Raw genomic sequence first — 24,764 nt, 5'->3', positions numbered from 1 at the left:
CCAGGAGCCCGCCTTGTCCGATCACCTTCCACGCCGCCTTGTCCAGCTCTACGTGGGGCTCGTCCTGTACGGCGCGTCCATGGGGCTGCAGTTGCGCGCCGCCGTCGGTCTCGACCCCTGGGACGCCTTCCACCAGGGCGTCGCGAAACACACCTCGCTGTCGATCGGCACGGTGACGGTCGTCGTCGGCCTCGCCGCGCTGCTGCTGTGGATCCCGCTGCGCGAGCGGCCGGGACTGGGCACCGTGTCGAACGTGATGGTGATCGGGCCGATGGTGGACGCCACCTTGTGGCTGATACCGGAGCAGGAGGCGCTGGCGGTGCGGATCCCGATGCTGCTCTTCGCGATCGTGCTGTGCGGCGTGGCCACCGGGCTCTACATCTCGGCGCGGTTCGGGGCGGGCCCGCGGGACGGGCTGATGACCGGACTGCACCGGCGCACCGGATGGTCGCTCCGGCTGGTGCGGACCGGGCTCGAGCTCGCGGTGCTGGCCACCGGCTTCGCCCTGGGCGGGTCGGTGGGGCTGGGTACAGTGCTGTTCGCGCTGACCATCGGGCCGCTGTCGCAGTTCTTCCTGCGTGTCTTCGCGATCCCCGCGCCCGCCGGGGCGCCGGGCCCCGGGATCGTGGCGCGCGGCGGTGCCGAGCCCCAGGTCCGGGACCTGATTTAGGGCTGACGCGATCGGGGCGGTAGTGTACGCCCTTGGCCTACCAGGCGGACCGTTACTGCGCGCTAAAGTACCAGAAACGCTGGGTGACATCTGCTGGCAGATGTGACAAACCGGGCGCCTGTGGGTAGAACAACGGGGCGGCACGACGGGCGACGCATGTCCCAATACGGGAATCTTCACCGCCGACCGGACGTTGACCGGATGACGACGACAGCGACACCTGTCCTGTGGGCGACAAGCCCGGGAGGCACGATTCATGAGTGAGCGAGCTCTCCGCGGCACGCGACTCGTGGTGACCAGCTACGAGACCGACCGCGGCATCGATCTGGCCCCGCGCCAGGCGGTGGAGTACGCATGCCAGAACGGCCATCGATTTGAGATGCCGTTCTCGGTAGAGGCGGAGATCCCGCCGGAGTGGGAGTGCAAGGCGTGCGGCGCCATGGCACTCCTGGTGGACGGCGACGGACCTGAGGAGAAGAAGGGCAAGCCTGCGCGCACGCACTGGGACATGCTCATGGAGCGGCGCACCCGCGAGGAGCTCGAGGAGGTGCTGGCCGAGCGGCTGGCGGTCCTGCGCTCCGGCGCCATGAACATCGCCGTGCATCCGCGGGACACCCGTAAGTCTGCCTGAATCCAAGCGGCAGCACTGAGATAGATAACAAGGGCCGGGGCCACTGCTCAGCAGTGGCCCCGGCCCTTGTTCGCGTTGGTACGACCCCGGTAGCTCAGCCCCGGTGGCTCAGCCCCGGTCGCGTGGCCGCAGCCCGGGGCCCGGCTCTCCATCGCCGTCCCGGTCCCGGTCGTCCCCGTCCTTGATCACCTCGCCCTGGATGACCGTGCCCTGCTCCGCGCGCGCCTGCCCGCCCCGGCGCTCCCACTCCTCACGGGCCTGAACGAAGGGGTCGGACGGGGATCCGGGGACGAAGCCCATCCGGCGCGACAGCGCGCTCTCCGCACGGCGCCGCAGCAGCGCCCGGGTCAGCGGGAACAGACACACCAGCGCGGCCACGTCCGATATCAGCCCCGGCACCATGAGCAGCAGCCCGCCGAGCATGGTGAAGGAGCTTCCGGGCCGCACCGAGGGCTCCTCGGCACCGCCCGGCCGCATCGACCCGGCCAGGCTCTGCCACGCCCGGCGACCACCGCGCTTGACCACGGCCCCGCCCACCACCACGCCCGCGACCAGCAGCAGGAAGACGGTCAGCCCACCGGCCAGATCCGCCACCAGGGTCAGCAGCCAGATCTCCAGAACCAGCCAGGCGGCGATCCCCAGCGGCACGAAGGTGCGGGCGCGTGAGCGCTTCGGGCGGGTCGGGTCGCTCTGCTGGGATGCGCCGGTCATCATGCCTCCAAGTGTGCCCGGACCCGTGCGCGAAACGGAGCCCGGGGCCGCGTGGCCAAGGGGATCGAGGGGATCTCATGGGTTCCAACGTGCGAGGTGTCCCAGAGGCTCCAGCAGCCGGAAAAGGAGTGCGAAGAGGAGTCCGAGGAGGGGTCCAAGGAGGGGTCCAAGGAGGGGTCCGAAGGAGACCGGACGGAATCCGCGGGGAATCGGCGGTGGCGGTCCGGGTACGCGCTGTCGGCGGAGGTGTCGAATGACGGGTGTGCTGGAGGTCCTGGTGTGGTGGGCGGCGCTGACCGGGATCTGGCTGGTGCTGATCGGCACCGTCGACCCCCTGGAGATCCTGGTCGGTTCGGCCGCCGCGCTGGCCGCCGCCCTGCTCGCCCGCGCCGGGCGCCGGGCGGTGACGGGCCGGTGAGCACCTCCGAGGGCTGGCTGGCGGCGGCGCTGGTGCCGCTGCTCGCACTCGTTCCGGTGCTGTGGCGGATCGCCTACGGCTCGCCCAAGGACCGGCTGATCGGCCAGAACCTCACCTCGCTGCTGGCCGGGCTGGTGCTGCTGCTGGCCGCGCAGGGCTTCCACCGGACCTCGTACACCGATGTGGCGCTGGTGGTCAGCGTGCTCGGCCCGACCGGAACGCTGGTCTACGCCCGCTTTCTGGGCGTCCTGCCCGACTCGCGGCTGGTGCGGTGGACGGCGCTGGTGGGGGTGCCCGCCACGGTGCTGCCGCTGTGCGTGGCGACCGGGCCCGGCCGGGCCATGGCGAAGCTGCTGCTGATCGGCGCACTGCTGATCGCGGGCAGCGTGGTGACCAGCGCCCGCGGCGGAAACGGGGGCATCACGGCATGACCGATGTGCTGATCGTCGTCGCGCTGCTGCTGGTCGCGGGCGCCGCCACCGCCGCCGTACTCAATCGGGACCCGGTGCGGCAGGCGCTGGTGCTGTCCTTCCTCGGCCTCGCGCTGGCCCTGCTGTTCACCTTCCTCCAGGCGCCGGACGTCGCGCTCTCGCAGCTCGCCGTCGGCTCCGCGGTGACGCCGCTGATGATCCTGCTGACCGTGCGCAAGGTGCGGCGCCGCCCGGGGGACGGCGGCGCGGACAAGCGGGCGGGCGGTGAGCGATGAGCGCCCGGGTCCGGCTGTGGGTCTTCCTGGTGGGCGCCGCCGGGTTCGCCGTGCTGTTCGCCGTCGCCTGCTTCGGTCTGCCGGCGTTCGGCACCGGCCACCACCCGTACGGCGTCCGGGCCGTGCACGCCTCCTTGAGCCATCACACGGCCAATGTCATCGCGTCCGTCAACTTCGATCTGCGCGCCTTCGACACGCTCGGCGAGGAGACCATCCTCTTCTCCGCCGTCCTCGGCACCGTGGTGCTGCTGCGCCAGGGCCGGGACGAGCACCGCAAGGATCCCGAGCCCGCCGTGGTCCACCCCCGGGTGCGCCGGTTCGCGCTGCTGATGCTGCCGCTCGCCCTGCTGGTGGGGCTGTATGTGATCGCGCACGGTCAGCTGAGCCCGGGCGGCGGCTTCCAGGGCGGGGTGGTCGCCGCCACCGCGCTGCATCTGCTCTACATCGCCGCCGACTACCGGGCCCTGGAGCGGGTCCGGCCGCTGACGCTCTACGAGATCGGGGAGGCCGCGGGCGAGGTGGCCTATGTCATCACCGGGCTCGCGGCCGTCCTCGCCGGGTCGGCGTTCCTCGCCAACGTCCTGCCGTTCGGCACCTTCGCGACCCTGTCCTCGGGCGGCACGGTGCCGGTGCTCAACGCGGCCGTCGGCCTGGAGGTCGCCAGCGGGGTCGTGGTCCTGCTGGCCCGCTTCCTGGACCAGGCCGTGGAGATCGAGGAGCCCGGGGCGGACGACGGGAGCCCGCGCGGCGCAGGGGACAGCGGAGCCGACGGAGACAGCGGGGACAACGGAGACGACGAGAGGGAGCGAGCGTGACGGTCCTGCCGTACCTGGTCGCCGGATGGATCTTTCTGATCGGTGTGTACGGGCTGGTGACCAGCCGGGACCTGATCCATGCCGTGGGATGCCTGGCGGTCACCCAGTCCTCCACCTATGTGCTGCTGCTCGCCGTCGGCTACCGCGACGGCGGCACCGCCCCGGTCTTCGCCGACGCGCCCACCGACAGCCGGGTGGTCGACCCGGTCGTCCAGGCCCTCGCCCTCACCGACATCGTGGTCGGCGCGACCGTGACCGCGCTGCTGCTCGCGCTCGTCGTCCAGCTCCGCAAACGCCATGGCACGGTCGACCCGGACGCCCTGTCCGAGCTGAAGGGCTGACCGGGTGGAGACCGCGCGACTGCTGCCGCTGGTGGTGGCGGCGCCGCTGATGGGCGCGGCGGTGCTGGTAGCCACCGGACGGCGGCTGCCCCGGCTCGCCTCCGACGTTCTGGGCTGCGCCTTCGCGACCGCCACCGCCGTACTGGCGCTCCTGGTGTTGTTCCGGGCCGGTCATCCCGGGCCGGAGGCGTATCCGGTGGAGTGGGTGGGCGGCTGGCGGCCGGTGGGCGGCGGCGCGGTGGGCATCGTGCTGGTCGGCGATCCGCTGGGCGCCGGGCTCGCGGCGCTGGCCTCGCTGCTCGTCATCGCCGTCCTCGTCTACTCCTGGCGCTACTTCGAGCAGCCGCCGCGCCGTCACACCGGCTCCTTCCCCGCGCTGATCCTGGTGTTCCAGGCGGGCATGTGCGGTTTCGCGCTGACCGGCGATCTGTTCAACGCCTTCGTCTTCTTCGAGCTGATGGGCGTGGTCGCCTACGCGCTGACCGGCTTCCGGGTCGAGGAGCCCAAACCGCTGCAGGGCGCGCTGGCCTTCGGGGTGGTGAACTCCCTGGGCGCCTACGTCACGTTGCTGGGCATCACGCTGCTGTACGCGCGCACCGGGGAGCTGGGGTTCGCCCAGATCGGGCGGAAGCTGGACGCGGGCGGGCCGGACGGGCTGGTGCTCGCCGCCTTCGTCCTGGTGACGACGGGTCTGCTGGTGAAGGCGGCCGCCGTCCCGTTCCACTTCTGGCTGCCGGACGCGCACGCGGTCGCCCCGACGCCCGTGTGCATGCTGCTGTCCGGGGTGATGGTGGAGCTGGGCGTCTACGGCGTCGCCCGGGTCTACTGGACGGTCTTCGCCGGGCCCGGCGGTCTCTCCCACCCCGACTTCACCCGCGCCCTGCTGGTGCTGGGCGTCCTCACGGCGCTGCTGGGGGCGGTGATGTGCTGGCAGCAGCGCCATCTCAAACGGCTGCTGGCGTTCTCGACCGTCTCCCACACCGGGCTGTTCCTGATCGGCGTCGCCGTGCTGACCCCCGAGGGGATCTCGGGCACGGCGCTGTACGTGCTCGGCCACGCGGGGGTGAAGGCGGCCCTCTTCGCCTGCGCCGGGGTGCTGCTGGACCGGTACGCGTCGGTGGACGAGCACGAGTTGTTCGGCCGGGCCCGGGAGCTGCCGGAGGTCGGGGCCCTGTTCGCGGTGGGTGGTCTGGCGCTGTGCGGGCTGCCGCCGTTCGGCTCCGGGCTCGGCAAGGCCGTCGCCGAGGAGGCCGCGGGGCACACCGCCGCATGGCTGCCCGCGCTCTACGTCCTGGTGTCGGCGGTGACCGGGGGCGCGGTGCTGCGCGCCGGGCTGCGGATCTTCGCCGGAGTGGGGCGGCGGCCCCGGGACGGGCGGGAGAGCGGTCCGGAGACCACCGGCGAGGAGGAGCCCGAGACCGGCCGCCGCCTCGCGCGCATCCCGGTGCCGCTGCTGGCGGTGCCCGCCGTGCTGCTGGCCGCGTCGCTGGCCGTCGGGGTGATCCCGGCCGTCGCGTCCGCGGTGGGCCGGGCCGGGGCGCTGTTCACCGACACCGGCGGCTACCGGCGGTCGGTGCTGGACGGACGCGCCGCGGCCGTCCCGGCCTCCGTGCCGCCACACTGGCAGGCGACCGGGATCCTGCTCGGGCTGCTCTCCACTGCCCTCGCCATCACCCTGGCCACACTGGCGGTACGGCGGCCGGTCCGCACCGGGACGGCCGCGCTACTCGCGCCCGTACGGCGGCTGCAGTCCGGGCATATCGGCGACTACGTCGCCTGGCTGGTCGCCGGGACGGCGCTGCTCACGGTGCTGACCGTCCCGGGGGTCCGCTGAGCCCGAGGCTCGCTCGGTCCCGTGGTCAGCGGTGGCGCAGTGCCGAGATCAACTGACTCTTGGACATCTGGGACCTGCCCTCGATGCCCGCCTTCTGGGCCTCGCGGTACAGATCCTCCTTGGTCCGCATCTCCATGCTGCCCGACTTGTCGCTCCCTCGGGACGCCATGTCGCGCGCCGTCGACTTCCCGCTCTTCGTGGTCGCTTTAGCCATGTTCCGCCTCCTTCCGCCTCAAGTGTCCGGTACGGGACGGAAGGACGCCTGCGGGACTACTCCGAGCGCGGAGCCGGGCTTACGGCTCCTTGCGGCCCAGCATCTTGTTGACCCGTGAGCCCACGCCCCAGGACATGACCCGCCAGGCCGCCTCCGTGACGATGTCGCGGCTCATCTTGCTCTCGCCGCGCTCGCGTTCGATGAAGGTGACCGGAACCTCGATGACGTGGAAGCCCGCCTTGATGGCCCGCCAGGCCAGGTCGATCTGGAAGCAGTAGCCCTGGGAGGCGACCTCGTCCATGCCGATGCCCTCGAGCGTCTCCTTGCGGAACGCGCGGTAGCCGGCCGTCATGTCGCGGATCGGCACATCGAGGAGGAGGCGGGAGTACGTGCTGCCGCCCCGGGAGATGAACTCGCGGGACTTGGGCCAGTTGACGATGCGGCCGCCGGGCACCCAGCGGGAACCGATCACCAGATCCGCGCCCTTGAGCGCGGTGAGCAGCCGGGGCAGCTCCTCGGGCTGGTGGGAACCGTCGGCGTCCATCTCCACCAGCACGCCGTAGCCGTGCTCGATGCCCCAGCGGAACCCGGCCAGATAGGCGGCGCCGAGGCCCTCCTTGCCCTTGCGGTGCAGCACCTTGACGCGGTCGTCCTCGGCGGCCAGCTCATCGGCGACCTTGCCGGTGCCGTCCGGACTGTTGTCGTCCGCGACGAGGATGTGCGCGTCCGGAACCGACTTCCGGACCCGCTCGACGATCGACTTGATGTTCTCCGCCTCGTTATAGGTCGGGATGATCACCAAGGTCGTACCGAGCGGACCGTACTTCCGCCGGCCACCGTCGTCCTGGCGCTCGCGGCGCGACTCCGGGCCCGCGCCGTCGGTGAGCGGCTCGTCGGCTCCGGCCAGCGGCTCCTCGGCCTTCGTGCTGGGCGCTTCGGCTCCGGTGCGCGGCTCCTCGGCCATCGCGCTGGGCTCGTCGGCTCCGGTACCCGGCTCCTCGGCCTTCGCGCTAGGCTCGTCGGCTCCGGTACCCGGCTCCTCGGCCTTCGCGCTCGACTCACCGGCTCCGGCCAGCGACTCCTCGGCCTTCGCGCTCGGCTCACCGGCCTCGCGTGCGTCGCTCACGGCGTCGGATTGTTCGCTTCTCCGCCCGTGAGACGAATCATCACGGTCGTTGCTCCGGCGCGGCTCCTCGGCCTCGCGTGCGTCGCTCACGGCTACTGCCCCTTCTCGTCCGTACGTCCCCGACGGCCGATCGTGATCGCGGCCGCGCAGGACAGAACGCCCACCATAGCGAGCACCCACTCGGGGATCGCACCGACGCGGTCGGCCAGGGTCTTGCCGTCACGCAGCGGGATGCGCGCGGTGAGCACATCTTGCGTGAATTCTTTCGTCCGCTGCTCGATCGTGCCATCCGGGGAGACCACGGCGCTGATCCCGCTCGTGGCCGCGGTGATCACCGGCCGACCGTGTTCGATCGCCCTCAGCTTGGACATGACCAGTTGCTGCTCGGGCTGTCCGCTGCGCCCGTAGGTGGCGTTGTTGGTCTGGACGACGATCGCCCGGGCGCCCGCGTTGACCGTGTCGCGGACGATCTCGTCGTAGGCGACCTCGAAGCAGATCACATCGCCGAGCCGGGCGGGGCCGACGTTGAGCACACCGGTGTGGTCGCCGGGGTAGAAGTCGCGGGGCACCCGCTGGAGCCGGGTGATGATCTTGCTGAGCTCCTTGCGGAACGGGACGTACTCGCCGAAGGGCACGGGGTGCTGCTTGGTGTACGAGGCGCCGGGGCCGCTCTTCGGGTCCCAGACGATGCCCTGGTTCTCCACGTAGCCCTGCTTGGTCGGATGGTCGACCAGGGCGCCGACCAGCACCGGAACGCCGATCGCCCGCACGGCCTCGTCGATCCGGGCGTATGCCTCCCGATACTGGAAGGGATCGAGGTCGGAGGCGTTTTCCGGCCAGATGACGAGATCGGGCTTGGCGATCCGGCCGGCCTTGACGTCCTTCGCCAGGTTCAGGGTCGCCTTCACATGGTTGTCGAGGATCATCATGGGGCGGCCCAGGAAATCCATACCGGGCTGCTGCACATTGCCCTGGACGACCGCGATGTCGACCGAGTCGTCGGCCGCGGTGGGGATGGGCACCGCGAATCCGGCCACCGTCACGGCGGCGGCGACGGCCACGGCCCCGGCGGCGGGCAGGGCGCCGCGCGGCGAGAGGCCCCCGGCGCGCTTCAGCCGCCACAGGAGCAGCGCGGCGGAGGCGAGCGCCCCGCCCGTCACCGCGACACCGAAGGTGACCAGCGGGGCGCCGCCCAGCGCGGCGAGCGGGGTGTAGGGCGAGCCGGTGTTGGCGAAGGCCAGCCGGCCCCAGGGGAAGCCGCCGAAGGGCACCCGGTCGCGGGCCCACTCCTCGGCGATCCACAGACAGGCCGTCCACAGCGGCCACAGGGCCGGTACCGGCAGCCGGGAGACCAGGGCCAGGCCGGCCCCCATCAGCGCGAGGAAGGCCGCCTGGATGATCGACAGGCCGATCACCGCGTCCCAGCCCACCACGCTGAGCCACTTCAGCAGCAGCAGGAAGAACGGCACCCCGAAGGCGAAGCCCGTCCAGGCGCCCTGGCGGGCGGTCCGGCCGTGGGTGAGCAGGGCCAGGGCGGCGACGGCCACCAGGGACAGCGGCCACACCCCGAACGGCGGGAAGGCGAGGCCGAGCGCGAGCCCGCCGGCCGCCGCGAGCGCGCTGCGCCGCGCCTCGCGGCGGGCGAGCAGGCCCAGACGGCGCAGCCGGCCGGGCCGCCGCTCTCCGGTGGACGGCTCGGACGTGGACGGCTCGGACGCGGACGGCTCGGAGGCGGTCGCGGGCGCCGCGGTCCCGGTCTCGCCGCCCTCGGCGGTGTCACCGCCTTCGACGGCGCCGCCGGTGGGCGGCGTGACGGCGGGGCCGGACCGCGGACCCGGACGGTCTGCGTCCGGCCCGGTGGGGGCGGTTTCGGCGGTGGTGTCGGAACCCGATGGCACGGTGCGGCCTTCCTACAGGTCGTGCTGTGGTGAAGTGACCGTATAACGCGGGCGCCCAGAAGTTGTCCCGAGGTGCGGATTGTGACCTCGGGCTATGGAAACGCTTCGGCCATGGCGGGGGTTCCTCGCCCGGCGGCGGCCCCGCCCCCGAGTCGGGGGGCGGTCCGCCGGTGTGCGCGTGCGGAGTGGGGGCCCGACGCCCTTCGGGCCGACCTGGGACCCGCTGGCTGCGGATCGACCGAGAGCCGTTGTCTACTGAGCGTCCGGGCCCCTCCCGGGTCGCACCTGCCGACCCGGCGATCCCTCCCTCGCCCCCGTGCGCTGGACCTGGCTCCCAGTGGCGGCGCACCACGGCGGCGCGTCTCCCTCTGGCCCAGCGGCGTTCGACGACTGCGTGAAGATTCCCCGGTCGGGCGTCCAATGGTGGACGAGGCCGAACCTACCGGCCACCGACCGCACCCTGTCAACAGCCACATGACCTGCGCCGTTTCCTCAAATGACCAGGTCAGTACGGACGATGTTCAGATGCCACGACAGGCCGGGGGCTCATCGTTCGGCGGTACGGGGCGCCCGCTCGTCACTCGTCCGGCCGGAGGTGGACGGTGCGTCCGCCCACCACCGTGCGCACGCAGACGGGCAGTTGACCGCCGGGGGTGAGGTCGGGCAGGCCGGGGGTGCCGGAGCGGGGGTCGGTCGACCATCCGGCGACCCGCGTGTCGGGCACCTGCACGATGAGTTCACCGGTCCGCCAGATCGCGTAGTCGGCGGGCGCGCCGGGCACCAGGACGCCGGCGTCGTCCCGCCCGATGGCCCGCCAGCCGCCGCGGGTGTGGGCGGTGAAGGCGGCGCGGACGGAGATCCGGTGTTCCGGGGTGCGGTGGAAGGCGGCGGCGCGCACGGTGCCCCAGGGGTCGAGCGGGGTGACGGGGCAGTCGGAGCCGAGCGCCAGGGGCACACCGGCGCGCAGCAGCGCCGCGTACGGGTTGAGGGTGCGGGCCCGCTCGGGGCCGAGCCGCTGGGCGTACATGCCGTCCTCGCCGCCCCACAGGGCGTCGAAGGCGGGCTGGACGGAGGCGGTGAGGCCGAGGTCGGCGAAGGCCGCGATGGTCTCGGGGGTGAGCATCTCGACGTGTTCGACGCGGTGGCGGGCGGCGCGGACGCGGGCGAGCCCGGCCTTGTCGGCGGCGGCCCGTACGCCCTCGACGACGGCCGTGACGGCGGCGTCGCCGATGGCGTGGAATCCGGCCTGGATGCCGGCCTCGGTGCAGGCGATGACATGGGCGGCGATGGCCGCCGCGTCCAGATAGGCGGTGCCGGTGTGCGGCGTGTCGGCGTACGGCTGGTGGAGACACGCCGTGTGCGAGCCGAGCGCCCCGTCGGCGAAGAGGTCGCCCGCCGCGCCGATGGCGCCGAGTTCGCGCACCTTGTCCAGGTCGGCGGCGCTGCTCGCGGCCTCGGCCCAGTAGCCGTGGACCCGCGGTCCCGGCTCCCCGGCGGCGAGCTTCAGCAGCCCGGTGAGGTCGTCCTCGGAGGAGATGTCGGGCCCGGCGCATTCGTGGAGGGAGCCGATGCCGAGCGAGGCGGCGCGGGCGAGGGCGGCCCGCTGGGCGTCGGTGCGCTGCCGCTCGGTGACGGCCGCGTGGGCGGCGGCCCGGACGGCGTGGTGGGCGGCTCCGGTCAAGGGGGCGCCGGGACGGTGGCCGGCCAGGTCCGACACGCCGGGGACGCGGTCGAGGAGGGCGGTGGTGACGACGGCGGAGTGCACATCGATGCGGGTGAGATACAGGGGGCGACCGCCGGTCGCCTCGTCGAGTTCGGCCCGCGACGGGGGCCGTCCCTCGGGCCAGCGGGCGGCGTCCCAGCCGTGGCCGAGCAGCACCCGGTCGGCGGGGTGGGCGGCGGCGAAGGCGCGCACCCGCTCCAGCGCGTCGGCGAGCGTACGGGCGCCGGTGAGATCGAGTCCGGTGAGAGCGAGCCCGGTCGCGGTGGTGTGCACATGCGCATCGGTGAACGCGGGGGTCACCAGCGCCCCGTCCAGCGGGATGATCTCGTCCACGCCGTCCGCGAAGCTGTCCGCGGCCCCTTCGGAGCCGACCCAGGCGATGGTGCCGCGCTCGACGACCATCGCGGTCGCGAACGGATCGGCGGGGCTGTGGACCTCACCTCCGCGCAGCAGGACGGTACGGCCTTCGGGGGCCTGGGCGGGGGTCGGGTCGTTCACGGCGGGCTGCCTCGGGGGTATCAGATGAGGGGATCGGAAGGGGCCCGGCAAGAGGGGCCGGGCGTTACGAGGGGCCGGGCGTTTCAGACGCGCGGCGGGCGCGCCTCGTAGGGCGTGGAGAGGACCACGGTGGTGCGGGTGGAGACCCCGGCCAGCGAGCGGATCCGGCTGAGCAGGTGCTCCAGCTCCAGCGGGGTGGCGACGCGCACCTTGAGGATGTAGTTCTCATCGCCCGCGACGCTGTGGCACGCCTCGATCTCGGGCACCTCGGCGAGCCGCTCGGAGATGTCGTCGGGCGCGCTGGGGTCGAAGGGTTTGACCGAGATGAACGCGGTAAGGGGCAGCCCGACGGCCCCGGGGTCCACGACGGCGGCATAGCCGCGGATCACGCCCCGTTGTTCGAGGCGGCGAACCCGCTGGTGCACGGCCGATGTGGACAGGCCGGTGGCCTTGCCCAGGTCCGTGTAGCTCATCCGGCCGTCCTTGACGAGCAGCTCCACGATCTGTCTGTCCAACTCCTCCACAGCCGTTCACCTTATGTGGTCGGGAGGGCTCCGGCACAACGGGTGGGCACACCGGACACAGACGCCCGTACGCCGCACCTGCACCGGGCATGTGACGAACGACACATCTCCTCATGGGTGTCCTATGAGTTGCCGCGATTACCTATGCGGCCGCGAGGGAAATGCTTGCTGTGGTCGAGGCCGACGCGCCCGGCCAGCCCACCCGAGGGGGAAACACATGCCTCATCTCGAGCGCCTCGACGCAGGCGACATCGATATCGACGAGCACAACGACACCTATGAGATGTTCCGGGTGATCTGCCCGGACTGCGCTCGCCCCATCGCGCTCCTCGCCGACGAGGACGTTCTTCCCGAGCACGCGCTCTGCTCCTCCCCGTGGGACCCGTTCGGGCTCACGGTCTGCGCCGGCACCGGCCGCCGGGCGGCCGACGCCGCCCCCGCCGACGCGTCGCTGGAGGCGCGGGAGCGGGACGCCGCGCTGCTGCTGACGCTTCCGGCGGGCCTGGACTGGCGGACGCAGCCGTTCTCACACCTCGGCGGCCCCGGCTCGCAGCCGGTCCGCTCCCCGGTGACGCGGGGGTAGGCGAACGGCGGGGGCGCATGCCGCGCCCCCTACCGAAACACCCGGTTCGGCCGGTCTCAGGACCCTCGGCTCAGCCGGTCTCAGGTCCCGCGAGAGCGCGGGCGATGACCACCCGCTGGATCTGGTTGGTGCCCTCCACGATCTGCAGGACCTTCGCCTCGCGCATATAGCGCTCGACCGGGAAGTCCATCGTGTAGCCGTATCCGCCGAGCAGTTGGACGGCGTCGGTGGTGATCCGCATCGCGGCGTCCGTGCAGAACAGCTTGGCCATCGCCGCCTGCTTGGAGAACGGCCGCCCCGCGTCCCGCAGCCGTGCCGCCGCCAGGTACAGGGCGCGCCCGGCCTCGATCTGGGTGGCCATGTCGGCGAGCATGAAGCGCAGCCCCTGGAAGTCGGCTATCGGCCGGCCGAACTGCCGCCGCTGCGCGGTGTACGCGAGCGCCTCGTCCAGCGCCGCCTGGGCGACGCCGACGGCGCAGGCCGCGATGCCAAGACGGCCCGCGTCGAGGGCGGACAGGGCGATCGCGAACCCCTGGCCCTCCTCGCCGATGCGGCGGGCGTCGGGGACCCGCACCCCGTCGAGATGGATCTGGGCGGTCGGCGAACCCGCCATGCCCATCTTGTGCTCGGGTGCGGCCGCCGAGAGCCCGGGGGTGCCCGCGGGGACGAGGAAGGCGCTGATGCCCCGGGTGCGCTCGGGGCCGGTGCGGGCGAGCACGGTGTAGAAGTCGGCGATACCGCCGTGGGTGATCCACGCCTTGGTGCCCTCGAGCGTCCAGGTGTCCCCGTCGCGGGTGGCCCGGGTGGTGAGCCCGGCCGCGTCGGAGCCGGAGGAGGGCTCGGAGAGGCAGTACGCGCCGAGCAGACCGCCGCCCAGCATCGCGGGAAGGTGCTCGGCCCGCTGCTCCTTGCTGCCGTACCGGGCGAGCGCGTGGCAGGCCAGGGTGTGGACGCTGACGCCGAGGCCGACGGTCAGCCGGGCCGCCGCGAGCTCCTCCAGGACCTGCAGATAGACCTCGTACGGCTGGTCGCCGCCGCCGAACTCCTCGGGTTGGACCAGCCCCAGCAGCCCGGACTGGGACAACAGGGTGAACAGCTCGCGGGGAAAGCGCCCGGCGGCCTCCTCCTCGGCGGCCCGGGGCTTGATCTCCCGTTCGATCAGCTCGCGGACGAGCGAAATCAGGTCGCGGGCCTCCTCGGTGGGCAGCTCGCGTTCCACCGGCTGCGGGCCGTGGTCGGTCATGGCGGCGCTCTCCTCTCCCCTGTTCAGGCGCTGCGGCGACGTGCGCCGGGGTGTGGCGGCGCCGCCGGTGTCACTGCCGCCGGCCGGCCCGCCCGCTCGGATCGCGAGGGGTGGTGACCTGTACCGCGGCGGTTGGAGTATGCCCGATCCCGGGCCTTCCGCTACCGGTTGCCCGATCTTCGGCCAACTTCGCACACGAACGCCCACCACCGCCCATCACCTTCTTACGCGCATTCCCACCAACGGCGCACGTGCGGAGCAAATTGGCCCAGACCATTGACCCCACTGGTCTAGTCCTTCTACCTTTTCCCCACCCTGCCCTGCGCGTTCATGTCAAGCTATGGGCAGGTCGTCGGGCAGTTCACTCTCCCCTCACCCCCCACCGAGGAGATTCCATGCTCAGACCAGGCAGACTGTCGGCCGCGCTCGCGGCGCTCTGTACGGCGGTCCTGACCGCCACTCTGCTCGCGGGCTCGGCCGCGGCCGGTGAACCCCAAAGCGCCGGCATAGCCAAGACCACGCCCAAGGCCGCGCCCAAGGCCGCCGAGGCCCCCGCCACGAAGGCCGCCGGTGGCAAGGTCGTCGGCTACTTCACCGAATGGGGCATCTACCAGCGCAACTACCACGTCAAGAACGTCGAGACCTCGGGCTCGGCCGCCAAGCTCACCCACATCAACTACGCCTTCGGCAATGTCACCGGCGGCAAGTGCGCCATCGGCGACGCCTACGCCGACTACGACAAGGCGTACGACGCGGCGAGCAGCGTGGACGGCCAGGCCGACACCTGGGACGCGGGCGCCCTGCGCGGCAACTTCAACCAGCTCCGCAAGCTGAAGAAGCTCCACCCCGGCCTCAAGGTGCTGTGGTCCTTCGGCGGCTGGACCTGGTCCTCCGGGTTCACCGAGGCCGCCAAGAACCCCGCGGCCTTCGCGCAGTCCTGCTACGACCTGGTCGAGGACCCGCGTTGGGCGGATGTCTTCGACGGCATCGACATCGACTGGGAGTACCCCAACGCCTGCGGGCTGAGCTGTGACACCAGCGGCAAGGACGCCTTCAAGAACCTGATGGCCGCGATGCGCGCCAAGTTCGGTTCGTCCAATCTGGTGACCGCGGCGATCACGGCCGACGCCTCCTCCGGCGGCAAGATCGAGGCCGCCGACTACGCGGGCGCCGCGAGTTACGTCGACTGGTACAACCCGATGACGTACGACTTCTTCGGCGCATGGGCCGCGCAGGGCCCCACCGCCCCGCATTCGCCGCTCAACTCCTACAACGGCATTCCGCAGCAGGGCTTCGACACCGACGCCGCCATCACCAAGCTCAAGGGCGCCGGCATCCCGGCCTCGAAGCTGCTGCTGGGCATCGGCTTCTACGGACGCGGCTGGACCGGCGTCACCCAGGACGCCCCCGGCGGCACGGCGACCGGCGCCGCGCCCGGCACGTACGAGGCGGGCATCGAGGACTACAAGGTGCTCAAGAACTCCTGCCCGGCGACCGGCACGGTCGCGGGGACGGCCTACGCGCACTGCGGCAACCAGTGGTGGAGCTACGACACTCCCGCCACCATCGCCGGCAAGATGAACTACAAGCAGCAGCAGGGCCTGGGCGGCACCTTCTTCTGGGAGCTCAGCGGCGACACCACCAACGGTGAGCTGATCAAGTCCATCAGCTGACCCTCGTACGAACCCCGTACGAACCCCGTACGAACCCCCCTGATGACGCGGGCGGGGAGCCCTCACCGGCTCCCCGCCCGCGTCGTCGTGCGCGGCGGGTCCTGCGTACGCGGTGGGCCGACGTGCGGGTGGGCCCGACCGACACGGCGGGCCCGACCGGCGCGGCGGGCTCGACCGGCGGCCGACCGATCCTCAAGCGTTCAAGCGGCGCGCGAGGGGGCGCGGGAAGCGTAGGGGGAGATCTCCGGCAACGCCGCACACCCGGTGTGAACACGCTCCATCCGGTGCCCGTACCCGAACGCGGCTTGTTCTGACTGTTGCGGGGCATCCGCCCCACAAGGAAATCTGAGCGCACGGGTGGCCCGCACCGTCTCGTGCGCATGAACCAAAGGAACGATCATGAGCTCCGAGCAGTGCCCGAGCTGTGGTGGCCAACTCGCCGTGAACCAGGACGGGTGGAAGATCTGCCACTCCTGCGGCTACGCCTCCCCGCCCGGGGTCGTGCCCGCCCCCTCTCTGCCCGCCCGAAGCTGACAGCCGACTCCCCCATCCCGTGCGCCCCTTAGTACCGTCTCCTCGTATCCCCGAAGCTCCGAATCCCCGAAACCCTGGGACCCTGGACCTCTGAACATTCCGCCCCCCGTACCGCTGAGCGAGGCACCATGGTCAATCCCTGGCTGGCGATGGCGTCCGGCACCGACCCCGCCGAGCGCACCCGTGCCGTGCGCCGCGCCCATGAGGCATTTCTGACCGAGGGGTCGGTGAGCCCGTCCGTGCGGCCGGTGGTGGCGGAGTCCTGGCGGCGCTCGGCCGACGCGCGGGTCGCCCAGGAGCGCAACGCGCCGATCGACCTGACGGACGACGCGCTGGACACCTACCGAGCGGACCATCCGCTGGCCCGGGTGATGCCGCTGTTCCGGGAGCTGCTGGGCACCATCGCGCACGACGGCGCCCATCTGCTCGCGGTCTGCGACGAACAGGGCCGGATGCTGTGGGTGGAGGGGCACGCGGGCGTACGGAACCAGGCCGAGCGGATGAACTTCGTGGCCGGGGCGCGCTGGGACGAGAGCCATGCGGGCACCAACGCGCCCGGGACGGCGCTCACCGTCGACCACGCGGTGCAGATCTTCGCCACCGAGCACTTCAACCGCAGTGTGCAGCCGTGGACCTGCGCCGCCGCCCCCATCCACGATCCGCACACCGGACGGCTGCTGGGCGCGGTGGACATCACCGGCGGGGACCATCTGGCCGCCCCGCACAGTCTGGCCCTGGTCCAGGCGACCGCCCGCGCCGCCGAGGCCCATCTTGCCGCCGGAGAGCCGCGGGCGCGCGGGCCGCGGATCAGTCTGATGGCGCTGGGCCGGGACGAGGCACTGCTGGTCGTCGACGGGCGGCGGCTGCGGCTCGGGCGGCGGCACAGCGAGATCATGGTGCTGCTGGCGGGCCATCCGGAGGGGCTGTCCGGCGACCGGCTGACGCTGGAGCTGTACGGGCCCCGGGCCGACGACCGCTCCCCGGTGACGCTGCGGGCCGAGCTGTCGCGGCTGCGCCGCCTGGTGGGCCCGCTGCTGGGCTCGCGCCCGTACCGGCTCTGCGCGTCCGTGAGCACCGATCTGGCCGACGCCGCCGAGGCGTTGGCCTCCGGCGACGCGTATACGGCGCTGCGGGCGTATCCGGGGCCGCTGCTGCCGCTGTCAGAGGCGCCGGGGGTGTGCCGGATGCGCCGGGTGCTGGAGGACGGGCTGCGGCGCACCGTACTGTCCCACGGCGATCCGGAGCTGCTGCGGCGCTGGGCGCAGACGCCGTGGGGCGAGGACGATCTGGAGGTCGCGGAGGCGCTGCTGACCGCGCTTCCGGCGCATGCGCCGGGGCGGGCGGTTCCGGCGGCGCGGGTCCGGCGGCTGCGGGAGCTGTACGGACTGGCGGGCGTTGCCCAACACGGAGACGGCGCCCACCACGGAGACGGCACCCCCCACGGAGACGGCACCCACCACGAGGTCGGCTCCCGACGCGGAGACCACGCCGAACGGCAAGGAGGCGGCCACCGGGACGCAACGTCCCCGCAACGTGGCCGCGGCTAGCCTCCCCGTCGGCTCCGCCCGTGTCGGCGCGGGCGGGGCCGGGACGCACACGAACGACGCGTCCGACAACGTGACCCCATCACGCGTACACCACGGGAGGCCGCCCCATGACGCGTTTCGCAAACCCCGGCTCCGAGGGCTCGGTCGTCAGCTATCAGCCGCGCTATGACCACTGGATCGGCGGCGAGTACGTACCGCCGGCCCGGGGCCGCTATTTCGAGAACCCGACCCCCGTGAACGGGCAGCCGTTCACCGAGATCGCCCGGGGCACCGCCGAGGACGTCGAGCGGGCCCTGGACGCCGCCCACGCGGCCGCGCCCGCCTGGGGCCGTACGGCACCCGCCGAGCGCGCCTCGGTGCTGCTGAAGATCGCCGACCGGATGGAGCAGAATCTGGAGGCGCTCGCGGTCGCGGAGAGCTGGGAGAACGGCAAGCCGGTACGGGAGACGCTGGCCGCCGACATCCCGCTGGCCATCGACCACTTCCGCTATTTCGCGGGGGCGATCCGGGCCCAGGAGGGCAGCCTCTCCGAGCTCGACCACGACACGGTCGCGTACCACTTCCACGAGCCGCTGGGCGTGGTCGCCCAGATCATCCCGTGGAACTTCCCGATCCTGATGGCCACCTGGAAGCTGGCCCCGGCGCTGGCCGCGGGCAACGCGGTGGTGCTGAAGCCCGCCGAGCAGACGCCCGCCTCGATCCACCTGTGGATGAGCCTGGTGGCCGATCTGCTGCCACCGGGCGTGGTCAACATCGTCAACGGCTTCGGCGTGGAGGCCGGAAAGCCGCTGGCGTCCAACTCCCGGGTGGCCAAGGTCGCCTTCACCGGGGAGACCACCACCGGCCGGCTGATCATGCAGTACGCCAGCGAGAACCTGATCCCGGTCACCCTGGAACTCGGCGGCAAGAGCCCGAACGTCTTCTTCGACGATGTCTCGGCCGCCGACGACGACTTCCTGGACAAGGCGCTGGAAGGGTTCACCATGTTCGCCCTGAACCAGGGCGAGGTGTGCACCTGTCCCTCGCGGGCCCTGGTCCAAGGCGGCCACTACCAGGCGTTCATGGACGCGGCCGTGGCCCGTACGGAGAAGGTGGCGCAGGGGCATCCGCTGGACACCGACACCATGATCGGCGCCCAGGCGTCCAACGACCAGCTCGAGAAGATCCTGTCGTATCTGGACATCGGCCGGCAGGAGGGCGCCCGCGTCCTCACCGGCGGCAGCCGCGCCGAACTCGGCGGCGAGCTGGAGGGCGGCTACTACGTCCAGCCCACGATCTTCGAGGGCGGCAACCATATGCGGGTCTTCCAGGAGGAGATCTTCGGGCCGGTGGTCGCGGTGGCGCGGTTCACCGACTTCGAGGACGCGATCGGCATCGCCAACGACACGCTCTACGGGCTGGGCGCGGGAGTGTGGACCCGGGACGGCACGACCGCGTACCGAGCCGGCCGCGCCATCCAGGCGGGCCGGGTGTGGACCAATTGCTACCACGCCTATCCGGCGCACGCCGCCTTCGGCGGCTACAAGCAGTCCGGGATCGGCCGCGAGAACCACAAGATGATGCTGGATCACTACCAGCAGACGAAGAATCTGCTGGTGTCGTACTCCCCGAAGAAGCTCGGCTTCTTCTAGACGCACGAAAAAAGGCGCCTGACCTGGGCTTTCGCCCGTCAGGCGCCTTTCGCTCAACCCTCTCTCGGCCGAGCCCGGCTTGCGCGCTAACTCCCAGTTCCTCCCACTACTGCACCCCTCCTGACCAGTGCTTCCGGACCAGTCACGGACCAAACCCCGGTTCAGCCCTCGGGTACGTCACCTTGGCTGACGCGCTGCCACTCGTCCATGGACCGCTCGATGAGGCGGTTCGCCTGCTCTCGAAGGCCGTCAAGGAACTTGGCATAGTGGCGGAAGAGAACCTCGATGCTCTGGCCCGCGCGGCGGGCGCATTCGGCCGGGTCCACTCCGGAGTAGAGCCAGAACGAGATCCCGGCATGCCGGAGATCGTAAGGTCGCGTGGCCAGGCGAGAAGTCCGCTCGGTACGAGTCAGGGCGTGCTCCCGGGCCCGTGCCCACGTGATGCCGTAGGCGGCAGCGTCCACGTAGTTGCCAGCCTGGTTCCGGAAGAGTCGGCCGTCGGGTGCCACGTCGAACCGTTTCACATGGGCACGCAGCTTGCGTACGAATTGCGGCGGGATGGGAACAGGTCGCGTCGTGCTTGCCGCGCGACGCTTGAGCGAGTGCACCTCGCCGTCGTCGGTCCACTCCTTGCCAGACGTGACAACTCCGCCCGAGAGGTTGAGCATCCCCCATCCAGTCTTCGGCAAGTGGCATTGATCGATCCGAAGATGGATGACCTCAGCTGGCCGCATAGCCGCGAAGTACATGCAGCCGAAGAACGCTTCAAGATGAGGACCCCTCCCCCGCTGGTGAGCAGCTGACGGCAACGGCGAAGATCGCCGCCCGCACGGGCACCCAGTTCGCCCGTACAGTGGCGGCTCATCGCTCCCTTCGGCAAAGACTCCACCGCGCACCGGTCAGTGTTGCGCGCCATCGCCGCGTAGACACGGTCGACTTCAGCCCCCGCTCGTTCGAGCGAATTGTTTCGAACCACCCGTCGCTGACAAACGGAACTGACAACATGCCGCGGTGGTACGTCAACCTCAAGTCGAAGGCGGGTCATTGAAACGACGGGTCAATGAGCGGCAGCTCTTGATGTTGCAGTGGGTGGGAGCCGGGTGCCCTGCCGGCGTCTGGGATACCAGCTCCTACAAGACCACTTGCCAGGCACTGCAGAACCGGGGCCTGGTCACGATCTCCCGGAAGGGCGGGCAGTGGAGTGTCGCCCTGACAAGCATCGGCCAGCACTATCTGGCGCACGGCACGTACCCTCCCCGCGGTTCACGCTCGCAGAAGACCCAGGCCGCCACTCCGCAACCCCCGTCTAACCGCGCGCAGGAAACTCCGGCCTCCGTGCGAAAGCCAAGCTCTCCCCCGCAGCCTCGCGTGACGTTCACGGAGCAGCTGCTGCAAGAGCTCGCGGACGCGGGCGGCAGGATCGTCAAGAACGGAAGCGGGCGGGATTCCGTAAACTGGCCGTCCCGTATCGCCGCTGCCCGCAGGTCCGGAAGAATCCCGGAGACGAAGGAGCTGTACGGGGGCTGGTGCCGTGACGGGTACGAGATCAAGCTCGTCGACATCCCCGCCTGGCGTCTTGCCGTCCTCGAACCCGTCCCCGTGCCCTCGCGGCTCGTGCGGCCGCACCCCGTGGTCCGGGCCATGCAGAACGAACGTCAGCCGCTGGGCCTGACCAAGCCCGTCCAAGGGCGTGCTCTCCGACTCATCCAGGCGCTGATCGCCGCCGCCGAGAACGACGGACACTCCAGTTCGGCAGGACAGACTGGCTTCGCACCCTCGTCTCATCGCCGGCGCAGGGCATCTCCCCACTTCACCATCACCGCGCAGGGACAGACCGTGGGGTTCCTCGTCCTCCGGGAGCAGGACCGGACGGAGCACGTCGCCACCGAGAAGGAACTCACCGAGGCGAAGAAGTACTCCTGGGTCAGGATCCCCCGCTTCGACTACACCCCGTCCGAGCGTCTCCGCTTCGTCCTTAGCGGTGGCCAACCGCACCGGGCGAGCGAATGGGCCGACACTCTCGGACGCTCCCTCGAAGAGCAGCTCGCTGAGATCGCGCAGGAGGTCGCCCTCCGCGGCGAAGCCGCAGAACGCAGACGTCTCGACGAGATCGAAGCGTCACGCCAGAAGCGCGTCTGCTGGGAAGCTGCCATGGAGGGGGCTCGCGTCCGGTACGCGGAGGCGTACCGCGTCAGGCACCTCGAAGCCCAGGAAGCGGCATGGCGCCACTCCACCCGACTGACCGAATATGTGAGCGCCGTGCGCACGCGAATCGAGGCCATGCCGCCGGGGAAGGCGAGAACCGAAGCCGAAGCATGGATCAGCTGGGCAGCGGACACCGTGGAGCGTCTCGACCCCCTGGAAACTCCGCCCCAGTTGCCCGACATCCCCGAGCCGCGAGCCGACGACCTGAAGCCCTTCCTCGGGCACTGGAGCCCCTACGGCCCCTGACGCGCCACCCGACCGACGGCCCGCCCAGCGTCACAGCGAATTGCAGCACGCGGCGTTCAGCAACGGCTACTTCACAACACCGTGAGACCAGGCACATAGCTGGACCCACGGTGACCGCACCACAGTTCATCAGGGCCGGCAGGACGGCCGGACGCTGAGCAGCTCGGTCCGCAGCACGGGCGTGCCGTCGACAGGCGCCGGGTCCTGCGTAGTTGGCTCGATTCCGCCAGCAGCGATCTTGTCGAGCGTCTTCAGGCCGGCGGTACCGACCGTGCCGAACACCGTGTAGTTCGGTCGCAGCGCGGAGTCGCCGTAGACGACGAAGAACTGCGAACCGTTCGTGTTCGGCCCGGCGTTGGCCATCGCCAGCAAACCGCGCCCGTAAAGGCGACGGACGCCGGTCGGATCGCTCGGTGCCGGCGGCAGGTCCACCGGCAGCTCGTCCTTGTACTCGTACCCCGGCCCACCCTCGCCAGTGCCGGTCGGGTCGCCACACTGCAGGACCTTCAGTGTCGGATACGCCGTCAGCCGATGGCACACCGTACGGTCGTAGAACCGGTGCCGCGCCAGGTGCACGAAGCTCTGGACCGTGCACGGCGCCTTCGCCCGGTCCAGACGCAGCGGGAGCGGGCCCTGGCTGGTCGGGACAGCCATATCGACCGTGCCGTGACTGGGGGTGTGCCGCGGGTCGGGCGGCAGGGGAACCGGCCGCGCCGCTGGCTCGTCCGGGGTCTGGGTGTACTGGCAAGGACCGTGCGTGGTTCGCGGCGGGGCATCGGAAGCGGAGGCGGTGGTGCTGCCCCCGGACACGACCAACGCTGCTGCCGCCAATGCGGTCATGACAGCTCGGTTCATCCTGCACACCCTCCAAAAGATCGTCAGATTTCGGAGCGGTCGCAGTCTAAAGCGCGGCCCGGCGGGCGAGTACCCGTCCGCAAGCCACATCCGCCTCTCAGCCTTCGGCCCGCGGCCGCAGGCCACTTCGTTCGGATGCGGCACAGCGTCGGCTGGCCGATCAGGGCGTCCACCCGGTGCACGACGGATGCTCCCCGAACCCGGCCTCCCCAGTCTACGCAGTGGCCCTCACCGAACGCTGCGTGCGCATGAGGTGATCTCACCGGGGTGCCGCTGTCGAGACTGATGGTGCCGCTGCCGTCATCTCGGGTCACTCCGGGGGAAGGCGTCGCCGGTCGGCCAGCGTTCCGGCAGACCGAGAGCGGTGTGGACGGAGCGAATCGCGGGCTGGCGCTCGACCTGGATCCCAGCCAATTGCGCGGTTGCCCAGGTAGGGAAGATGGGGACAGGAAGCGAGGCGGGATCCGGGCTTTGCCAGAGAACGGGAGTGTTTTTCGTCCAGGTCCAGGGTGCTGGGTTGTTCACGACGAGCACGCCGCTGACACGGCTGTGGGCATGGTCGTAGGTGGCAGTCCAGTAGCCATCGGGCTTTCGGTTGAAGGTCGATCCGCTGTCGTAGGCGTACTCGACCGTACTCCCGTACAGCCCTCTCTCGATGTCCTCATCCTCGGGGAAGTCGGCTGCATAGCCTACCGCCACGATGAATGGCAGCTCCAGGTCACCATACTTCCCACCCTTGTGTGTGACGGCGTCGAGCACTCGCTCCGATCCGTCCTCGACCACCCATGCCGAGGGGTAGACGCCGATTGTCCTGCTGGATGGATTGCCACGTTTGCCTGGGCTGCGGGGGATCGCTTGAAACGTGAGGCACCAGCCAGCCTCTTGCCAAGTGTGACTGGGAAGCGGCACCTTGCGCTCATGGCCGGCGATGACCTGGTCGGGGTCCAAGCTTGCAAGCCATCGCGTGAGCCCGGACTTCAGCCGTCTCTGCGGCGGCGTTGCCGTACCGGCGCTGTGGAGTTCGCACGATACGAAGAAGTTCGAACTCGGCAAGCGATCGATGGCATCGCTCAACTGCGGTGGGAGCGAGTAAGACCCAGCGTCGCGCTTCTGAGCCTTCCAGATCGCCTCGACGACGAACTGCTCGTTACCGCGCGTAACCAGGAAGTCGGGCTTAGAGGTTGTCTCACGTGGCGATTTTCGCCAGCTTCTTGTAGCAAGTGAGGGCGGCGGCCAGGCCGAGGAAGGCAAGGAAGTGAGAGCCCTTTCGCTCGTATCGGACGGTGAGGCGTCGATAGCCGAAGAGCCAGGCGATGGACCTCTCGATCTTCCAGCGGTGCCGGCCGAGCCGTTCGCCGGACTCGATGCCGGGCCGTGCAATGCGCGGGACGATGCCCCGCCGGCGCAGCCAGGCCAGGTGGTCGGCGGAGGAGTACGCCTTGTCCGCGCGGAGTTTGACCGGGCGGCGTCGACGCGGTCCGCGCTTCCTGTCGGACGCGAACGGCCTGCCCCTCCTTGTCGGCGTCTCCGCCGGCAACACCCACGACAGCGAAGGGTTGAAGCCGATGGTCGAGGGCCACCAAACGAGACACGACCCCCACAACGGCCGCTACTTCAAGCCCCAGCGCCTGCACGCGGACAAAGCCTACGACCGCGCCGACCTGCGCAGATGGCTCCGCGGGAAGCGCATTGGAGTACGCATCGCCCGCAAAGGCATCGAGTCCAGCGAACGATTAGGACGACGCCGCTGGGTCATCGAGCGGACGATGTCCTGGCTGTCCGGCTACCGCCGACTCAGCCCCCGCTACGAACGCAATCCCCGCAACTACCTGGCATTTCTCGGACTCGCCGCTGCCCTGTGCTGCTACAAACGGCTCGTCCGCCTCGCCACGTAGGACGCGGTCTTAGCACCGGCTCACCGATTCGTCAATCCAGCTAATTAGTTCGAAACCCATCATGCGCGAGTTCGACACCTCCGCACGGGGACGCCGACGATAACTTGTTTTTGCTAACCGCCCCATTAGAGCGTGAGCTCGCCGCCCCTCAGTAGGAACAAAGGTACGCCTCTTCACTCGAAGCGGGCATCTACCGGATAAGCATGCCGCTCCTCAGCTTCCTGATGCCAGCATGCTTCCTGT

At 70.8% G+C, this 24,764-nt stretch carries 25 protein-coding genes and 1 pseudogene; 15 read left to right on the top strand and 11 right to left on the bottom strand.

Annotated features, from left to right (window positions below):
* Window positions 1-13: 13 nt before the first annotated feature.
* On the top strand, window positions 14-670 hold the full coding sequence (locus STRVI_RS14280) for a YczE/YyaS/YitT family protein (protein WP_014056359.1): 657 nt from the start codon (window positions 14-16) through the stop codon (window positions 668-670).
* A gap of 256 nt (window positions 671-926) precedes the next feature.
* Window positions 927-1,301, top strand: a complete 375-nt coding sequence (locus tag STRVI_RS14275) for an RNA polymerase-binding protein RbpA (protein ID WP_014056358.1) — start codon at window positions 927-929, stop codon at window positions 1,299-1,301.
* A 108-nt stretch (window positions 1,302-1,409) separates the two neighbouring features.
* Here the strand turns inward: STRVI_RS14275 and fxsA are convergent, their stop codons facing one another.
* Window positions 1,410-2,015: an FxsA family membrane protein gene (gene fxsA, locus STRVI_RS14270; RefSeq protein ID WP_043235907.1), complete on the bottom strand. Its 606-nt coding sequence runs from the start codon at window positions 2,013-2,015 to the stop codon at window positions 1,410-1,412.
* Between the two features lie 250 nt (window positions 2,016-2,265).
* Here fxsA and STRVI_RS52635 point away from each other — a divergent pair, with 250 nt between their 5' ends.
* Genes STRVI_RS52635 through STRVI_RS14245 form a run of 6 tightly spaced genes read left to right on the top strand, consistent with a single transcriptional unit; the run spans window position 2,266 to window position 6,126 of the window.
* The gene (locus tag STRVI_RS52635) at window positions 2,266-2,430 is read left to right on the top strand and encodes a hypothetical protein (protein ID WP_014056356.1); all 165 of its coding nucleotides are present in this window, start codon (window positions 2,266-2,268) and stop codon (window positions 2,428-2,430) included.
* Window positions 2,427-2,861 carry an MrpF/PhaF family protein gene (locus STRVI_RS14265; RefSeq protein WP_014056355.1) on the top strand — a complete coding sequence of 145 codons (435 nt, stop codon included), beginning with the start codon at window positions 2,427-2,429 and terminating at the stop codon, window positions 2,859-2,861. The genes STRVI_RS52635 and STRVI_RS14265 overlap by 4 nt, the downstream gene beginning before the upstream one ends.
* Complete coding sequence (locus tag STRVI_RS14260) at window positions 2,858-3,136, top strand: DUF4040 domain-containing protein (RefSeq protein WP_014056354.1); 279 nt, start codon at window positions 2,858-2,860, stop codon at window positions 3,134-3,136. Before STRVI_RS14265 ends, STRVI_RS14260 begins: the two co-directional genes overlap by 4 nt.
* The gene (locus STRVI_RS14255; RefSeq protein ID WP_014056353.1) at window positions 3,133-3,951 is read left to right on the top strand and encodes an MnhB domain-containing protein; all 819 of its coding nucleotides are present in this window, start codon (window positions 3,133-3,135) and stop codon (window positions 3,949-3,951) included. The genes STRVI_RS14260 and STRVI_RS14255 overlap by 4 nt, the downstream gene beginning before the upstream one ends.
* Complete coding sequence (locus STRVI_RS14250; RefSeq protein ID WP_014056352.1) at window positions 3,948-4,292, top strand: sodium:proton antiporter; 345 nt, start codon at window positions 3,948-3,950, stop codon at window positions 4,290-4,292. Before STRVI_RS14255 ends, STRVI_RS14250 begins: the two co-directional genes overlap by 4 nt.
* A gap of 4 nt (window positions 4,293-4,296) precedes the next feature.
* Entirely contained in the window at window positions 4,297-6,126 is a 1,830-nt protein-coding gene (locus STRVI_RS14245) for a complex I subunit 5 family protein (protein ID WP_014056351.1), read from the top strand.
* A gap of 25 nt (window positions 6,127-6,151) precedes the next feature.
* Here STRVI_RS14245 and STRVI_RS14240 read toward each other — a convergent pair whose 3' ends face one another.
* From STRVI_RS14240 to STRVI_RS14220, 5 genes are all read right to left on the bottom strand, one after another.
* Window positions 6,152-6,340, bottom strand: a complete 189-nt coding sequence (locus STRVI_RS14240; RefSeq protein WP_014056350.1) for a Rho termination factor N-terminal domain-containing protein — start codon at window positions 6,338-6,340, stop codon at window positions 6,152-6,154.
* 79 nt (window positions 6,341-6,419) lie between these two features.
* Window positions 6,420-7,304: a polyprenol monophosphomannose synthase gene (locus tag STRVI_RS14235; RefSeq protein WP_078505725.1), complete on the bottom strand. Its 885-nt coding sequence runs from the start codon at window positions 7,302-7,304 to the stop codon at window positions 6,420-6,422.
* 254 nt (window positions 7,305-7,558) lie between these two features.
* The gene (gene lnt, locus STRVI_RS14230; protein WP_014056348.1) at window positions 7,559-9,364 is read right to left on the bottom strand and encodes an apolipoprotein N-acyltransferase; all 1,806 of its coding nucleotides are present in this window, start codon (window positions 9,362-9,364) and stop codon (window positions 7,559-7,561) included.
* Window positions 9,365-9,941: 577 nt separating this feature from the next.
* On the bottom strand, window positions 9,942-11,585 hold the full coding sequence (locus STRVI_RS14225) for an amidohydrolase (RefSeq protein WP_014056347.1): 1,644 nt from the start codon (window positions 11,583-11,585) through the stop codon (window positions 9,942-9,944).
* Window positions 11,586-11,668: 83 nt separating this feature from the next.
* Complete coding sequence (locus tag STRVI_RS14220; protein WP_014056346.1) at window positions 11,669-12,109, bottom strand: Lrp/AsnC family transcriptional regulator; 441 nt, start codon at window positions 12,107-12,109, stop codon at window positions 11,669-11,671.
* A gap of 217 nt (window positions 12,110-12,326) precedes the next feature.
* Here STRVI_RS14220 and STRVI_RS14215 point away from each other — a divergent pair, with 217 nt between their 5' ends.
* The gene (locus tag STRVI_RS14215; RefSeq protein ID WP_014056345.1) at window positions 12,327-12,692 is read left to right on the top strand and encodes a hypothetical protein; all 366 of its coding nucleotides are present in this window, start codon (window positions 12,327-12,329) and stop codon (window positions 12,690-12,692) included.
* Between the two features lie 70 nt (window positions 12,693-12,762).
* Here the strand turns inward: STRVI_RS14215 and STRVI_RS14210 are convergent, their stop codons facing one another.
* A complete protein-coding gene (locus STRVI_RS14210; protein WP_014056344.1) occupies window positions 12,763-13,935 on the bottom strand; it encodes an acyl-CoA dehydrogenase family protein in 1,173 nt (390 codons plus the stop codon).
* Window positions 13,936-14,330: 395 nt separating this feature from the next.
* On the opposite strand from STRVI_RS14210, the gene STRVI_RS14205 reads away from it, so the two are divergent.
* The 4 genes from STRVI_RS14205 to exaC all read left to right on the top strand — a co-directional run bounded on the left by STRVI_RS14205 (window position 14,331) and on the right by exaC (window position 19,320).
* Window positions 14,331-15,608: a glycoside hydrolase family 18 protein gene (locus STRVI_RS14205; RefSeq protein ID WP_014056343.1), complete on the top strand. Its 1,278-nt coding sequence runs from the start codon at window positions 14,331-14,333 to the stop codon at window positions 15,606-15,608.
* 399 nt (window positions 15,609-16,007) lie between these two features.
* Window positions 16,008-16,142 carry a hypothetical protein gene (locus tag STRVI_RS55520; RefSeq protein ID WP_014056342.1) on the top strand — a complete coding sequence of 45 codons (135 nt, stop codon included), beginning with the start codon at window positions 16,008-16,010 and terminating at the stop codon, window positions 16,140-16,142.
* Between the two features lie 128 nt (window positions 16,143-16,270).
* Entirely contained in the window at window positions 16,271-17,689 is a 1,419-nt protein-coding gene (locus STRVI_RS14200; RefSeq protein ID WP_014056341.1) for a GAF domain-containing protein, read from the top strand.
* Window positions 17,690-17,796: 107 nt separating this feature from the next.
* The gene (gene exaC / locus STRVI_RS14195; protein WP_014056340.1) at window positions 17,797-19,320 is read left to right on the top strand and encodes an acetaldehyde dehydrogenase ExaC; all 1,524 of its coding nucleotides are present in this window, start codon (window positions 17,797-17,799) and stop codon (window positions 19,318-19,320) included.
* A 161-nt stretch (window positions 19,321-19,481) separates the two neighbouring features.
* Here exaC and STRVI_RS14190 read toward each other — a convergent pair whose 3' ends face one another.
* Window positions 19,482-19,988 carry an integrase gene (locus STRVI_RS14190; protein WP_251982618.1) on the bottom strand — a complete coding sequence of 169 codons (507 nt, stop codon included), beginning with the start codon at window positions 19,986-19,988 and terminating at the stop codon, window positions 19,482-19,484.
* A 700-nt stretch (window positions 19,989-20,688) separates the two neighbouring features.
* Between STRVI_RS14190 and STRVI_RS54245 the strand changes: the two genes are divergently transcribed.
* On the top strand, window positions 20,689-21,771 hold the full coding sequence (locus STRVI_RS54245) for a hypothetical protein (protein ID WP_251982617.1): 1,083 nt from the start codon (window positions 20,689-20,691) through the stop codon (window positions 21,769-21,771).
* A gap of 129 nt (window positions 21,772-21,900) precedes the next feature.
* Here STRVI_RS54245 and STRVI_RS14180 read toward each other — a convergent pair whose 3' ends face one another.
* The 3 genes from STRVI_RS14180 to STRVI_RS54240 form a co-directional block, all read right to left on the bottom strand.
* Window positions 21,901-22,611 (bottom strand): peptidylprolyl isomerase, encoded by a 711-nt coding sequence (locus STRVI_RS14180; RefSeq protein WP_251982616.1) that lies wholly within the window; start codon window positions 22,609-22,611, stop codon window positions 21,901-21,903.
* Between the two features lie 315 nt (window positions 22,612-22,926).
* The gene (locus tag STRVI_RS47810; RefSeq protein WP_208949136.1) at window positions 22,927-23,700 is read right to left on the bottom strand and encodes a hypothetical protein; all 774 of its coding nucleotides are present in this window, start codon (window positions 23,698-23,700) and stop codon (window positions 22,927-22,929) included.
* 112 nt (window positions 23,701-23,812) lie between these two features.
* On the bottom strand, window positions 23,813-24,166 hold the full coding sequence (locus STRVI_RS54240; RefSeq protein ID WP_208949135.1) for a transposase: 354 nt from the start codon (window positions 24,164-24,166) through the stop codon (window positions 23,813-23,815).
* Between STRVI_RS54240 and STRVI_RS14170 the strand changes: the two are divergent.
* Window positions 24,114-24,521, top strand: a pseudogene (locus tag STRVI_RS14170) (IS5 family transposase); the annotation flags it as partial. The gene STRVI_RS54240 and the pseudogene STRVI_RS14170 sit on opposite strands and share 53 nt — an antisense overlap.
* Between the last annotated feature and the right edge of the window lie 243 nt (window positions 24,522-24,764).

Source organism: Streptomyces violaceusniger Tu 4113 (assembly GCF_000147815.2).
Lineage (GTDB): Bacteria > Actinomycetota > Actinomycetes > Streptomycetales > Streptomycetaceae > Streptomyces > Streptomyces violaceusniger_A.
This window is presented reverse-complemented; position numbering and strand designations above follow the sequence as displayed.